The organism is Glutamicibacter sp. 0426 (assembly GCF_001906485.1).
Taxonomy (GTDB): domain Bacteria; phylum Actinomycetota; class Actinomycetes; order Actinomycetales; family Micrococcaceae; genus Glutamicibacter; species Glutamicibacter nicotianae.
On sequence record NZ_MPBI01000001.1, the window covers coordinates 885,018 to 898,014 of the forward strand.

The 12,997-nt window shown below is 59.0% G+C and carries 12 protein-coding genes; 10 read left to right on the top strand and 2 right to left on the bottom strand.

Annotated features, from left to right (window positions below; translation table 11 throughout):
• Positions 1-120 precede the first annotated feature (120 nt).
• The 3 genes from leuA (at position 121) to BKX98_RS04205 (ending at position 3,663) form a co-directional block, all read left to right on the top strand.
• Positions 121-1,863, top strand: coding sequence for a 2-isopropylmalate synthase (gene leuA / locus BKX98_RS04195; RefSeq protein WP_073706231.1), 1,743 nt, complete (start codon positions 121-123; stop codon positions 1,861-1,863).
• Positions 1,864-2,110: 247 nt separating this feature from the next.
• Positions 2,111-2,860: a DNA repair protein RecO gene (gene recO, locus BKX98_RS04200; protein WP_073706232.1), complete on the top strand. Its 750-nt coding sequence runs from the start codon at positions 2,111-2,113 to the stop codon at positions 2,858-2,860.
• On the top strand, positions 2,857-3,663 hold the full coding sequence (locus BKX98_RS04205) for an isoprenyl transferase (RefSeq protein ID WP_073706233.1): 807 nt from the start codon (positions 2,857-2,859) through the stop codon (positions 3,661-3,663). The genes recO and BKX98_RS04205 overlap by 4 nt, the downstream gene beginning before the upstream one ends.
• Positions 3,664-3,668: 5 nt before the next feature.
• On the opposite strand, the gene BKX98_RS04210 is transcribed toward BKX98_RS04205, so the two are convergent.
• Positions 3,669-4,832, bottom strand: a complete 1,164-nt coding sequence (locus tag BKX98_RS04210; protein ID WP_083586608.1) for an alpha/beta hydrolase — start codon at positions 4,830-4,832, stop codon at positions 3,669-3,671.
• Here BKX98_RS04210 and BKX98_RS04215 point away from each other — a divergent pair.
• On the top strand, positions 4,767-5,831 hold the full coding sequence (locus tag BKX98_RS04215) for a quinone-dependent dihydroorotate dehydrogenase (protein ID WP_073706234.1): 1,065 nt from the start codon (positions 4,767-4,769) through the stop codon (positions 5,829-5,831). The genes BKX98_RS04210 and BKX98_RS04215 overlap by 66 nt on opposite strands.
• Positions 5,832-6,236: 405 nt before the next feature.
• On the opposite strand, the gene BKX98_RS04220 is transcribed toward BKX98_RS04215, so the two are convergent.
• A complete protein-coding gene (locus BKX98_RS04220; RefSeq protein ID WP_038991084.1) occupies positions 6,237-6,830 on the bottom strand; it encodes a DUF3043 domain-containing protein in 594 nt (197 codons plus the stop codon).
• Between the two features lie 69 nt (positions 6,831-6,899).
• Between BKX98_RS04220 and BKX98_RS04225 the strand changes: the two genes are divergently transcribed.
• The 6 genes from BKX98_RS04225 (at position 6,900) to BKX98_RS04250 (ending at position 12,934) form a co-directional block, all read left to right on the top strand.
• Positions 6,900-8,309, top strand: a complete 1,410-nt coding sequence (locus BKX98_RS04225; protein WP_073706235.1) for a M20/M25/M40 family metallo-hydrolase — start codon at positions 6,900-6,902, stop codon at positions 8,307-8,309.
• Positions 8,310-8,442: 133 nt separating this feature from the next.
• Positions 8,443-8,817: an iron-sulfur cluster assembly accessory protein gene (locus tag BKX98_RS04230; RefSeq protein WP_038991082.1), complete on the top strand. Its 375-nt coding sequence runs from the start codon at positions 8,443-8,445 to the stop codon at positions 8,815-8,817.
• A 172-nt stretch (positions 8,818-8,989) separates the two neighbouring features.
• Complete coding sequence (gene coxB, locus BKX98_RS04235) at positions 8,990-9,913, top strand: cytochrome c oxidase subunit II (protein ID WP_223308954.1); 924 nt, start codon at positions 8,990-8,992, stop codon at positions 9,911-9,913.
• A 2-nt stretch (positions 9,914-9,915) separates the two neighbouring features.
• Entirely contained in the window at positions 9,916-11,634 is a 1,719-nt protein-coding gene (ctaD, locus tag BKX98_RS04240) for a cytochrome c oxidase subunit I (RefSeq protein ID WP_073706236.1), read from the top strand.
• Between the two features lie 2 nt (positions 11,635-11,636).
• The gene (locus tag BKX98_RS04245) at positions 11,637-12,038 is read left to right on the top strand and encodes a cytochrome c oxidase subunit 4 (protein WP_038991079.1); all 402 of its coding nucleotides are present in this window, start codon (positions 11,637-11,639) and stop codon (positions 12,036-12,038) included.
• A 113-nt stretch (positions 12,039-12,151) separates the two neighbouring features.
• A complete protein-coding gene (locus tag BKX98_RS04250) occupies positions 12,152-12,934 on the top strand; it encodes a GntR family transcriptional regulator (protein WP_038991078.1) in 783 nt (260 codons plus the stop codon).
• The last annotated feature ends 63 nt before the right edge of the window (positions 12,935-12,997 follow it).

The window sequence follows — 12,997 nt, forward strand, 5'->3', positions numbered from 1 at the left end:
CTCAGCCGCTGCGAGGATCCAAAGGACCGCTAGTGGTCTACAGGCCGACCCCTCGTCGCGGAGTAGCTCTTGTCTGGCCCCACAAAGTAAGCACTATTTTTGTCTAGGGGACCCAAAGAAATGCAGAACATGCAGAAATCTTCGAACATGCCAATCCACAAGTATGTTCCATTCCAGGACCAGATCGAGGTCAATCTGCCCGATCGCACCTGGCCTGACAAGTACATCACCAAGGCCCCGCGCTGGTGCGCAGTCGACCTGCGCGACGGCAACCAGGCGCTGATCGACCCGATGAGCCCCGAACGCAAGCACAAGATGTTCGACCTGCTGGTGCAGATGGGCTTCAAGGAGATCGAGGTCGGCTTCCCATCGGCCTCGCAGACCGACTTCGACTTCGTGCGCCAGCTCATCGAGCAGAACCGCATCCCGGAGGACGTCACCATCCAGGTGCTCACCCAGTCGCGCGAACACCTGATCGAGCGCACCTACCAGGCGCTGGAAGGCGCCAAGCAGGCCATCGTGCACCTGTACAACTCCACCTCGATCCTGCAGCGCGAGGTCGTCTTCCGCCAGGACGAGGACGGCATCGTGGACATCGCCGTCAACGGCGCGCGGCTGTGCAAGAAGTACGAGGAACAGCTGACCGGCACCAAGATCACCTACGAATACTCGCCGGAGTCCTACACCGGCACCGAGCTGGAATTCGCCAAGCGCATCTCCGAGGCGGTCGCCGAAGTGCTGGAGGCCAGCCCGGAGAACAAGATGATCCTGAACCTGCCGGCCACCGTGGAAATGGCCACCCCGAACGTGTACGCGGACTCCATCGAGTGGATGCACCGCAACCTGGCCAACCGCGACTCGATCATCCTCTCGCTGCACCCGCACAACGACCGCGGCACCGGCGTGGCCGCCGCGGAGCTGGGCTACCTGGCCGGCGCGGACCGCATCGAAGGCTGCCTGTTCGGCAACGGCGAACGCACCGGCAACGTGGACCTGGTGACCCTGGGCATGAACATGTTCGGCCAGGGCGTGGACCCGCAGATCGACTTCTCCGACATGGACCACATCCGCCGCACCGTCGAGTACTGCAACCAGCTGCCGGTGCCCGAGCGCAGCCCGTACGGCGGCGACCTGGTGTTCACCGCCTTCTCCGGCTCGCACCAGGATGCGATCAAGAAGGGCCTGGAAGCGATGGAAGCCAAGGCTTCGGCTGAAGGCAAGGACGTCAATGACCTGGTCTGGGCTGTTCCGTACCTGCCTGTCGATCCGAAGGATATCGGCCGCTCCTACGAAGCAGTGATCCGGGTCAATTCGCAATCCGGCAAGGGCGGCGTGGCCTACTTGCTGAAGAACGACTACAACCTGGATCTGCCGCGCCGCGCGCAGATCGAGTTCTCCGGCGTCATCCAGCGCAAGACGGATACCGAGGGCGGCGAGATCTCCTCGCAGCATATCTGGGATGTCTTCCAGGACGAGTACCTGCCGGTCAGCGAGGATTCGGGAATGAACTCGTGGGGCTACTACCAGATCGCTTCGGCCACCGCGGCTTCGGCAGAGGATGGCAGCTTCCGCCTGGATACCAAGCTGATCATCGACGGCGTGGCCCATGAGCGCAGCGCCCAGGGCAACGGTCCGGTCTCCGCACTGGTCAAGCTGCTCAACGACGATGGCGTGGATCTGCGCGTGCTGGACTACTCCGAGCATGCCATGAGCGAAGGCGGCAACGCCCGCGCCGCGGCCTTCGTCGAATGCGCCGTGGGCGACCGCATCCTCTGGGGCATCGGCCTGGACACCAATACCAACATCGCGGCGCTGAAGGCCGTGGTCTCTGCGGTCAACCGCGCAATCCGCGACAGCAAGTAGGCAGCCGGCAGAACCTGCCGCCAGCAAAACGCCACGGCCAGCCCACTCAGCTGGCCGTGGCGTTTAGTCCTGCACGGCATTCTCGGCCTTTCTGCCCGGTTCAAGTCGAGGAGTGCCTCGAACCCTTTGGATTCGGGCCCGGTAGATGCCGGTTTGCTCGTGCAACTGCCATGTCCGCCGGCGAATCGGAACTCCTGGTATTCAAGCGATTCAGAACTTTGGCAGTTGAAGTGGGAGAATACTGTCTGTGTCCAGATCAGGTTTCGCTTCCAAGAGCTACCACACCCGTGGTCTGGTCTTGCGCACCCATAAGCTGGGTGAAGCCGACCGGATCATCACGCTGCTGACCCCCAGCGGAATTGTCCGTGCCGTGGCCAAGGGCGTACGCCGGACGTCGTCGAGGATGGGCGCAACGCTGGAACCTTTCATGGAAGTCAATGCCCTGCTGGTGATGGGCCGGAACCTCGATATCGTCTCGCAGGCCCAGCTGCGCAACCCCTACGGCCAGCTGCTGGTCATGGATTACCCGAGCTATACGGTGGCCAACGCCATGTCGGAGATCGCCGAAAGGCTGCTCGAGACGGACAGCGATTCAACGCTCCAGCAATATCAGCTCTTCCACGGTGCGATCGCGCTGCTCTCCAAGCAGAGGGTCGATTCCGGGGCCGTGCTCGATTCCTATATTCTGCGGGCGCTGTCGGTCGCTGGTTGGGCACCGTCATTCACCAATTGCGTGCGCTGCGGCAAGCCTGGCCCGCATCAAGCACTGCACGTCCAGCTTGGCGGCGTGGTTTGCCCCGAATGCCGCCCTCCCGGGTCATTATCCCCGCACCCCATCACCATCGAATATCTGCAGGCCCTATTGGAGGGGGACTGGTCCACCGTGGCACAGGCAGGACCCCGTGCGCGGAAGCAGGCAGCAGATATCGTGGCCAATTACTTGCAATGGCACCTAGAGCGTGCAGTGAATTCCCTACGTCTTGTGGAGAGAAATTGAAGAAGCTTCCAAAGATCACCGGCCGCCGAGGCCCCGTTGCTCCCTTTGCGCATCCGGAGAATCCACAGGTGCCGGCCATTCCCCAGGAGCTCATCCCTGAGCACGTGGCGATTGTCATGGACGGCAATGGGCGGTGGGCCAACCAGCGCGGACTGCCGCGTACCGAGGGGCATCGTGCAGGCGAAGCCGCGCTGCTCGATGTGATGGCAGGCGCCGTGGAGTTGGGTGTCAAATATGTTTCGGTCTATGCGTTCTCCACGGAAAACTGGAAGCGCAGCCCAGAGGAAGTCCGCTTCCTGATGGGCTTTTCGCGTGATGTCCTGCGCCGCCAACGCGATACGTTGAATTCTTGGGGCGTGCGCATTCGCTGGTCGGGCCGGGAGCCCAAGCTCTGGAAGTCAGTGATCAACGAGCTCAAAGAAGCCGAAGAGCTGACCAAGGACAACTTGGGATGCCAGCTGACCATGTGCGTGAACTATGGCGGTCGGGCAGAACTTGGCGACGCAGTCAGCCAAATTGCCCAAGATGTCGCTGCCGGCAAGCTTCGCGCCAGTTCCGTTGGCGAAAAGACCATTGCCAAGTACCTGCATGCGCCAGAACTCCCAGATGTGGATCTCTTCCTGCGGACCAGTGGCGAGCAGCGCACCAGCAACTTCCTGCTGTGGCAGTCGGCCTACGCGGAGATGGTCTTCCTGGACCAGTTGTGGCCGGATGTCGACCGGCGGACGCTGTATGCCGCGGTGGAAGAATACGCAAAGCGCGATCGCCGCTACGGCGGAGCCGTCGACAAGCCCCAGGGGTAGGACGTTCAGCGCGCTGTGCCCACCATCCGCAGCCAAAGGCTCAAGTCGCGATACGCCGCGGCTCTGGCCGGTTCAGCGGAGGTGAACACATCGTGCATTGCTCCGGGAATTTCGGACAGGGTGACGAAACTGCCCAGCTTCATCGCCCGCAGGCGAGTCTGCTGAACGTCCAGTACCGAATCGCAATGCTGCATATCGGGGGAGTAGGTCGTGCCGATGTGGGTCCGGTCCGAGGTGAGCACGAAGATCGGCTGCTGGAGTTTCAGCCCTTTGGCTACTAGTGCATGGCCATCGAAGATCGTTTTCAGCCATCCCGCGGTATTCGGAAAAGCGACTCTTGGCCGCCACAGTCGATGAACATCCCACTGGCCGTGACTGTCGGTACTCAGTGATTGCCAGTAATGGTCGAATTCTGGCCCGCTGAGCTTCCGGCGCGGATTCGTGCGGGTGATCGCTTCCATCAGGCCATGAATGGGAATGCGCAAGAAGGCTGTTCCCTGGAATTCGAGCCATGGAGCATTCAGCACCAGAGCCTTGATCTCTGGTTGCCGGCGGGCAATCCATAAGCTAAGAATCAGTCCGCCGGTCGAGTGCCCTTGGGCCACTACTGGCAGGCCCGGATGCTCCTTGCGCAGCAGTTCCAAAGTCGCTTCAAGCTCTTCGTCGAAGTCCGCCAAGTCGTCAACGTATCCGGGCAAGGCATGTTCTGCTCTCAAGCTGCGACCATGCCTGCGCAGATCCAGTGCGTAGAAGTGGTATCCGTGGTGATGCCAGAAAACAGCCAGTTCACGGTTGTAGAAATAGTCGCTCCAGCCGTGCACGCTCAGCACGATTCCCTGCGCCTTGCGCCCGAGACGTTGCCGGAATCCTGCCGGGCGGTACCGAATCAGCGTTGCCACCGCCGGGCCTTCGGCATCGGTTCCGAAATCCAGGGTTTGGTGCTCGAAATCGGGCCCCAGCGGATCTTCAACCCATTGCCCCGGGCAGGTGGAAGACATGAAGTCGGGCCAGTTGCTGCTTTCTGGGACGACGAAGTGCTTCATATCTTGAATACTACCCACCTCAAGTTGTCTGTTTCGGCCTCTTCGCGGGAAAATGGGTCTATGCGCATATACCCACTGGTCTTCAAGCACGTCTTCACCAAGATGGATCCTGAACAGGCTCACCATTTTGCCTTCAACGCGATCAAGATTGCGCAACGTGCAGGGCTCACCAAGGCAGCACGCAAATTCTTCGCCCCGGCACCCAAACTGAATCGCACCGTCATGGGTATCGACTTCCCATCGCCATTTGGATTGGCTGCCGGTTTCGACAAGGGAGCCACCGGCATCTTGGCGTTGAGCGACATAGGTTTCGGCCATGTTGAAATCGGAACGGTTACCGGACAGGCCCAGCCCGGCAATCCGCAACCAAGGCTTTTCCGTCTGGTTGACGACCGCGCGGTTATCAACCGAATGGGCTTCAACAATGAAGGTGCCGAGCGCGTGGCTGCCCGCGTCGCCGGTGCCCGCCAGGAGCTCAAGTCTGATTACGCTGGAACCCGTCCGGTGATTGGCGTGAATATCGGCAAGACCAAGGTCGTGGAGTTGGAGGATGCGGTCGCGGATTACCTGTCGTCCACTCGCCAGCTGGCGATCCACGCGGATTACCTGGTGGTGAACGTTTCAAGCCCGAACACCCCAGGACTTCGCCTGCTGCAGAGCGTCGATTCTCTTCGCCCGCTGCTTTCGGAAGTTGGCCAGCTGGCTGACAAGGTTGCAGGCCGGCACATCCCGCTGCTGGTTAAGATCGCTCCCGACTTGAGCGATGAGGACGTTGCCGATGTCGCGCGCTTGGCCATCGAACTTGAACTCGATGGCATCATTGCCACCAACACGACTATCGGTCGTGAGAACTTGAATAGCGATGCCGCCAAAGTTGAAGAAATTGGTGCCGGCGGACTATCAGGGGCTCCGCTCAAGCAGCGATCGCTTGAGGTTCTTCGCCAGCTGCGTTCATTGGTTCCTGCCGAAATGGCGTTGATTTCCGTCGGCGGCGTGGAAAATGCCACGGATGTGAAGGAACGCCTGGACGCGGGCGCGGACTTGGTGCAGGGCTACACTGCATTCCTCTACGAGGGTCCGTTCTGGGCACGTTCCATCAACAAGGATCTGGAGCGCATGCTCTAGAGCGTTGGGCCGGCAAGCCCCTCATCACTCTGGTACGGCCTCGATTTTCACAATCGGGGCCGTACAGCTTTAAGCTCGTTCAGCTACTGCGAAGCTGGCCCGACAATGACCTCGTGTGCTATCTCGCGCACGTGGTGAATCCAGAGCCAGGGAGACAGGGGAGAAGCTGGCAATTTAGAGCGACAGGCTCCAGGAATCCTTGTATCCACGTCCACAAGCACGAGACTCACCTCCAGATACAAGGCTGTATGGAAAATTTCCTGCTGGAACTGCCCGGTAGATGAAGATCTCCATTCTTCTTGTATTCACGTTCACAAAGTTATAACCCTGTACCACATGGAGGAATTCGATTAGAAAAGGGGCAAGCTCATGCGAGCTTGCCCCTCAGTGGTCTAGCTGGATCGACTAGTCGATAATTTCGCCGCGCTTCACCTGCGGCTTCGGCAGGCGCAATTTGCGGAACTGCATGCCGCGCATCGCAGCGTACATGCGTACGCCCTTCTCCATGTGGCCGAACTTGGCAGTCAAGCGCTTCTTCAAGATTATGGAAGTCACGATGGCCTCGACGATGATCAATGCGATCACGACCCACAGGGCCAGCTGCACGAACATCTGGACCTGCAGATTGCTCTGGAATACCAGCGAGATGACCAAGAAGGCCAGGATGATGAACATCATGAACTCGCCGAACATCCAGCGGGAGTCAATGAAATTCCGGGTGTAGCGCTTCTGCTCGCCCTTATCGCGCGGCATCAGGTAGCGTTCATCGCCAGTTTCGTTCGCCAAGCGTAAACGGTTCTGGGCTTCGATGCGTCGTTGACGTTCAGCCTCTTTCGCGGCCTTGCGATCAGTAGGAACCAACGGGCGTTGCCGGTTCGCCTGCTGCGCACTGCGCTTGGGCGTTGGACCGGTCTTGCGGCCGTCGGTGGATTCCGGGGCCTGCTGAGCAGGCTCCACATTTACGGGGGATTGAGGTTCATCCTTCTTACGTCCAAACACCCCTCCATCTTAGCCGGGATTCGACAACGGCGTGACATTCGATACCCGTGGAATTGCTAGGCTGAAGACATGACCGAAAATACTACCTTCGACGCCGCTGCTAACGGTGTCGATATTGCCGCGCTCAAGAGCCACATCGAAACGAACTTCGAGAAGATCCTCGAAGAGCTCACCTCCCTAGTCGCGATCCCAAGCATCGCATGGGAATCCTTCGACCCGCAGAACCTGGAAAAATCAGCTGCTGCCGCTGCCGAATTGGCGAAGTCGGCTGGCATGGAGACCGTGGAAATCCTGCGCGAACCAGCGCAGAATGGCGCTATGGGCGCACCTGCCGTTGTCGCGCAGCGCAAGGCGGCCCCCGGGAAGCCGACCGTGCTGCTCTACGCGCACCACGACGTCCAGCCCCCAGGCAACGAGGCAGACTGGAATACCCCGGTCTTCGAAGCCACGAGGGTAGGGGACCGGCTGTTCGGACGCGGCGCCGCCGACGACAAGGCGGGCATCATGGTGCACATCGCTGCGATGCGCGCCGTGCTGGATCTCGTCAGCGACTTCGGCGTTGGCGTAACCTACTTCTTCGAAGGCGAAGAAGAAGCAGGCTCCCCATCCTTCCGCAACTTCTTGGAAGCGCATCAGGAAAAGCTGGCGGCAGACGTTATCGTCGTTGCCGACTCGTCCAACTGGTCAGTTGGAACTCCGGCGCTGACCAGTTCATTGCGCGGCATGTGCGCGGCAGAGATCACCGTCCGCTCGCTAAACCATGCGGTCCATTCTGGCATGTTCGGCGGCCCAGTTCTCGATGGCCCCATCCTGGCTGCCAAGCTGATTTCCAGTTTCCACAATGACGATGGCTCCGTGGCCGTTGCGGGATTGGTCGCCAACGACGCTGCCGAAGTCGATTTCGATGAAGCCGAGTTCCGCAAGGATTCCGGCGTACTGGATTCCTTCCAGCTCGCTGGATCCGGGAAAATCACCGACCGCTTATGGAATAAACCAGCACTGAGCGTGATTGGAATGGATATCCCAAGCGTTGACCACTCATCGAATACCTTGCTGCCGGCAACTCGCTTCAAGGTATCGATGCGGCTGGCGCCAGGGCAGGACCCGGCCGACGCGCTCAAGGCCCTTGAATCACATGTCAAGAGCATTGACCTGCGTGGCGCCGAAATTGAATTTGTGGCTACGGAAGCGGGCAACGCCTACAAGGCCGATTTGGATGCTTCAGCTAATGACACTGCGCGCTGGGCACTGGAACAAGCTTGGGGTGTTGTACCAGTGAATATGGGGCTGGGTGGATCAATTCCATTCATTGCAGATTTGCTGGAAGTCTTCCCGCAGGCCCAGATTCTCGTCACTGGCGTCGAGGATCCTGATTCGCGCGCGCATTCAGCCAACGAGTCGCTGCACCTGGGCGACTTCCAGCACGCCATTGAGGCTGAAGCACTGATGCTGGCAAGGATCAACGCCGAGGGACTATGAAGCGTGTCATACGGAGAGACGCAAGGGGAGAAATCTTCAGCGTAGCGACGTAGGATAGAAGCAAGAACAGAGGTGCCAGCTCCAGAACAAATCTGGGGCTTGGTACCGCATCGAGCAGTATGGGAGGAAAATCATGACTGCATCTGTTGACCAGACCAAGGGCGACCCAACCGAGGTTCCAACCCACGAGGTAGAAATTTCCGACGTGGCAGCGGCCAAGGTTCGCTCGCTTCTGGAGCAGGAAGGTCGGGATGATCTTCGTCTCCGCATCGCAGTGCAGCCAGGAGGCTGCTCGGGCCTGATCTACCAGCTTTATTTCGATGAGCGCATGCTCGAAGGCGACGCTGTGCGCGACTTCGACGGCGTTGAAGTCATCGTCGACAAGATGAGCGTGCCTTATCTTGCTGGCGCATCCATTGATTTCGAGGACACCATCTCGAAGCAGGGCTTCACCATCGACAACCCCGCCGCATCCGGCTCCTGCGCGTGTGGAGATTCCTTCCACTAGGCCGTAGGGAACTAACGCCGCTGTTCAAACGTTGAAGAAATTTCTCGTTAGTACAGCGGCGTTTTTCGGCATTCTGACCCCAAAGAGGGTAAGCTCTACATTAAGTAGTAAAACTATGTTTCCCTTCGTGAGCCACCTCACCGTGCAACTCGTTTAAACCACGAGGTGACTTATGAAGACCACATTCTGCACCAACAAAGAGGAAGGGCCGTCTGTGAGTTCGCAAGACCGAACCGGCAGTCGCGGGTCCGCTAAAGCCAAAGTACTGGCTTTAGTCGGCACTGGCGCATTGCTGTTGACGGGATGTACAGCGGAGGCAAAACGCGGTTGGCTCCCAAACGTGGAGCGCGATACCACCAACCACACCGGGGCAATCCAGGATTTCTGGGTTAACTCGTGGATCGCTGTTATTGTCATCGGCGTATTGACCTGGGGATTGATGCTCTGGTGCGTCATTGCCTACCGTCGCCGCAAGAACGATACGGGTTACCCGCGTCAGCTGAGCTACAACCTGCCATTGGAGATCTTCTACACGGCCATTCCTTTGGTCCTTGTTCTAGTCTTCTTTAGCTTCAACAACAACCTGGAAAAGCAGATCAACGCTCCTGTTGATTCTGAGGTTGTAGTGGACGTCCGAGCCAAGCAATGGGCCTGGGACTTCAACTACAGCTACCAGGGCACCGAGAAGTACTTTGCCGGCGAACAGGCTCACTTGAACACCGATGGCTCGGAAGGCGTTCGCGAAGAACTGCCAACCTTGTACCTGCCAGCAGGCAAGTCGGTAACCCTTGAGCTCAATAGCCGCGATGTCATCCACTCCTTCTGGGTCCCAGCCTTCTTGCAGAAGCTGGACATGATCCCAGGCAAGACCAACTACATCTACCTGACTCCGCAGGTTGAAGGCAGCTACGACGGCAAGTGCGCCGAGCTTTGCGGCGAGTACCACTCGGAGATGCTCTTCAACGTCGAGGTTGTCAGCGAGTCCGAGTTCAAGGCTCAGCTGGCGAAGATGGAAGATGGCCACATTGGTGAAGAATACGACCGTCAGCCAAATGCTGTAAACGGCGTAGTAGTAGAGCACGGGGAAGGAGAGTAATCATGACAACGTTTGAATATGCGACTGACGACGTAAAGTCGATTGCCCCAGCCGTAGTGCCGAAGTCTAAGGGTCGTCTGTTCGTCGACTACATCACTTCGACCGACCACAAGAAGATCGGGTACATGTACCTGATCAGCTCGTTCATCCTGTTCTGCGTCGGCGGCCTGATGGCGCTGCTGATTCGTGCAGAGCTGTTCGAACCAGGCATGCAGATCCTGCAGACCAAGGAACAGTACAACCAGCTGTTCACCATGCACGGCACCGTCATGCTCCTGATGTTCGCAACCCCGCTGTTCGCTGGTTTCGCCAACGTCATGATGCCTCTGCAGATCGGCTCGCCGGATGTGGCCTTCCCACGTCTGAACGCCTTGGCATTCTGGTTCTTCTCGCTGGGCTCGATTATCGCCCTGGCCGGCTACCTCACCCCTCAGGGTGCAGCTAGCTTCGGTTGGTTCGCGTACGCACCGCTGTCGAACACCACCTTCTCGCCAGGCATCGGCGGCGACCTCTGGGTCTTCGGCCTTGCACTGTCGGGCTTCGGTACCATCCTTGGCGCCGTCAACTTCATCACCACCATCATCTGCCTGCGCGCGCCTGGCATGACCATGTGGCGCATGTCGATCTTCTCGTGGAACACCCTGATCACCTCGTTGCTGGTCCTGATGGCCTTCCCGCCACTGGCAGCTGCGCTGTTCGCACTGGGTGCAGACCGCCGCTTCGGCGCTCACATCTTCGATCCGGACAATGGCGGTGCCGTACTCTGGCAGCACCTGTTCTGGTTCTTCGGCCACCCTGAGGTATACATCATTGCATTGCCGTTCTTCGGCATCGTCTCTGAGATCTTCCCAGTGTTTTCCCGCAAGCCGATCTTCGGCTACAAGGGCCTGGTCTTCGCGACCATCGCAATTGCCGCCCTGTCGGTTTCCGTGTGGGCACACCACATGTACGTCACCGGCTCGGTCATGCTGCCATTCTTCGGCTTCATGACCATGCTGATCGCGGTTCCAACCGGTGTGAAGTTCTTCAACTGGATCGGTACCCTGTGGCGCGGCTCGATCACCTTCGAAACCCCCATGCTCTGGAGCATGGGCTTCATGATCACCTTCCTGTTCGGCGGCCTGACCGGCATCATCCTGTCGGCTCCGTCCCTGGACTTCCACGTATCGGATACCTACTTCGTTGTGGCCCACTTCCACTACGTGGTCTTCGGTACCGTCGTGTTCGCGATGTTCGCTGGCTTCTACTTCTGGTGGCCAAAGTGGACCGGCAAGATGCTCAACGAGCGCCTTGGCAAGATCCACTTCTGGTTGCTGTTCATCGGCTTCCACGGCACTTTCCTGATCCAGCACTGGCTGGGCGTCATGGGCATGCCACGTCGCTACGCCGACTACATGCCTGAAGATGGCTTCACCACCATGAACCAGGTATCGACCGTCTTCGCATTCATCCTGGGTGCATCGATGATTCCATTCTTCTGGAACGTGTGGGTAACCCACCGAAACGCCAAGAAGGTTGAAGTTGACGATCCATGGGGCTTCGGCGCATCGCTGGAGTGGGCAACCTCTTGCCCTCCACCACGTCACAACTTCCACTCCATCCCTCGCATCCGTTCGGAGCGTCCAGCACTGGATCTGCACCACCCGGAACTGAGCGGACGGGTTACCCCCGAAACTCCGGTTGCGAAGATCTTCGGCTCGGCTGACCAGAAGGACGTATAACGATGAAAGTTGAATCCTGGATTTTCCTGGGTGGCGTCTTCTTCTTCACCCCGGTAGCAATTGTCTACGGTTACATGACCAACTGGGAAGAATGGGTCGGATTGCTGGCCTTGATCATGCTGGTTGGACTCTCGGCAATGGTAGGCGGCTACTTGCTGTTCACCGCTAAGCGCGTTGGCAACCGCCCGGAGGACCGTGTGGATGGCGAAATCCACGAGAACGCGGGCGATATCGGAATGTTCTCCCCATGGAGCTGGTGGCCATTGGTCCTGGCATCCGCGGCAGCTGTTGGCTTCCTTGGCCTGGCTGTCGGCTGGTGGGTCTTCTTCATCGGCGCCGGCTTGGCCGTCGTTGGTGTGACCGGCTGGGTTTACGAATACAGCCGTGGCGATCACGCTCACTAAGCAGTAACCCTGACGGGGTGGCAAGCACTTTTGCTTGCCACCCCGTTAGTCTTTTAATAACAGTTCTTCGAAGGCAATTGGCCCTCGGGATATCCAGTTCGAGGAGATGCAGCATGCGCCACGCACCGCAGCCACACGTTCAGGCGCACCTTGATCCGCAGAGCAAGCAAAGCAAGTACCGGCAGATCCGCGAGATTCTCAAGACCCATGCGCGCGAAGCCTGCAAACCCGGCTACAAGCTGCCACCCGAACGCGTGCTGGCTGAGCACTTCGGCGTGGCCCGCAAAACCATCCGGCAAGCCATCGACGCGCTGGTCGATGAACAGGTGCTCAAGCGGGTAGTCGGAATTGGGACCTTCGTCGTGCCCGAGAAACTGGATCTCCGTGTCCGCTTGCACTCCTACTCCGAGGACATGATGCGCCGCGGCATGGTTCCCGATGCCCACGTACTCGAATTCGCGGAGATCAAGGCCAACGCCAGCCTTGCGGCGCAGCTGATGGTGGAGGAGGGCACAGCAGTCGTCCAGTTCAAGCGCCTGCTGCTCGCCGATGGCATTCCCATGAGTCTGGACGAGAACTATATGCCCGCTGATCTCGTGCCGGGTTTCGTGGACGGCGAGCCGCCGTCCAAGCTATATCAAGCCTTGCACGAGCGCTACGGCATCTTGCTTGAATGGGGCGAGGATCAAGTGGAAAGCACTGCAGCCAGCAAGAGGCAAGCGGTGCTCTTGGGCGTAGACCCCGGCTTCCCGCTCCTGCAGATCACGCGCTACGCCTACATCGGCGATCGGTTGGCCGACTATTCTGTCTCGCTCTACCGGTCGGACCGCTACAAGCTGTTCGTTCCATTGCAGCGAGTCGGTACTCGCACGCCACGCTACACGGACACCTTCTGAGCCTAGGCTTGCGACTCGGGTGTCAAGGAAATTGGTTTCTGCCCAACAGCAGCCATGAATAAT

What these genes read in the sequence shown, in the direction of transcription:
- leuA (WP_073706231.1), top strand. Translation starts at nt 121, where the DNA reads ATGCAGAACATGCAGAAATCTTCGAACATGCCAATCCACAAGTATGTT.
- BKX98_RS04215 (WP_073706234.1), top strand. Translation starts at nt 4,767, where the DNA reads ATGCGCATATACCCACTGGTCTTCAAGCACGTCTTCACCAAGATGGAT.
- BKX98_RS04210 (WP_083586608.1), bottom strand. Translation starts at nt 4,832, where the DNA reads ATGGTGAGCCTGTTCAGGATCCATCTTGGTGAAGACGTGCTTGAAGAC.
- BKX98_RS04225 (WP_073706235.1), top strand. Translation starts at nt 6,900, where the DNA reads ATGACCGAAAATACTACCTTCGACGCCGCTGCTAACGGTGTCGATATT.
- BKX98_RS04230 (WP_038991082.1), top strand. Translation starts at nt 8,443, where the DNA reads ATGACTGCATCTGTTGACCAGACCAAGGGCGACCCAACCGAGGTTCCA.
- coxB (WP_223308954.1), top strand. Translation starts at nt 8,990, where the DNA reads ATGAAGACCACATTCTGCACCAACAAAGAGGAAGGGCCGTCTGTGAGT.
- ctaD (WP_073706236.1), top strand. Translation starts at nt 9,916, where the DNA reads ATGACAACGTTTGAATATGCGACTGACGACGTAAAGTCGATTGCCCCA.
- BKX98_RS04245 (WP_038991079.1), top strand. Translation starts at nt 11,637, where the DNA reads ATGAAAGTTGAATCCTGGATTTTCCTGGGTGGCGTCTTCTTCTTCACC.
- BKX98_RS04250 (WP_038991078.1), top strand. Translation starts at nt 12,152, where the DNA reads ATGCGCCACGCACCGCAGCCACACGTTCAGGCGCACCTTGATCCGCAG.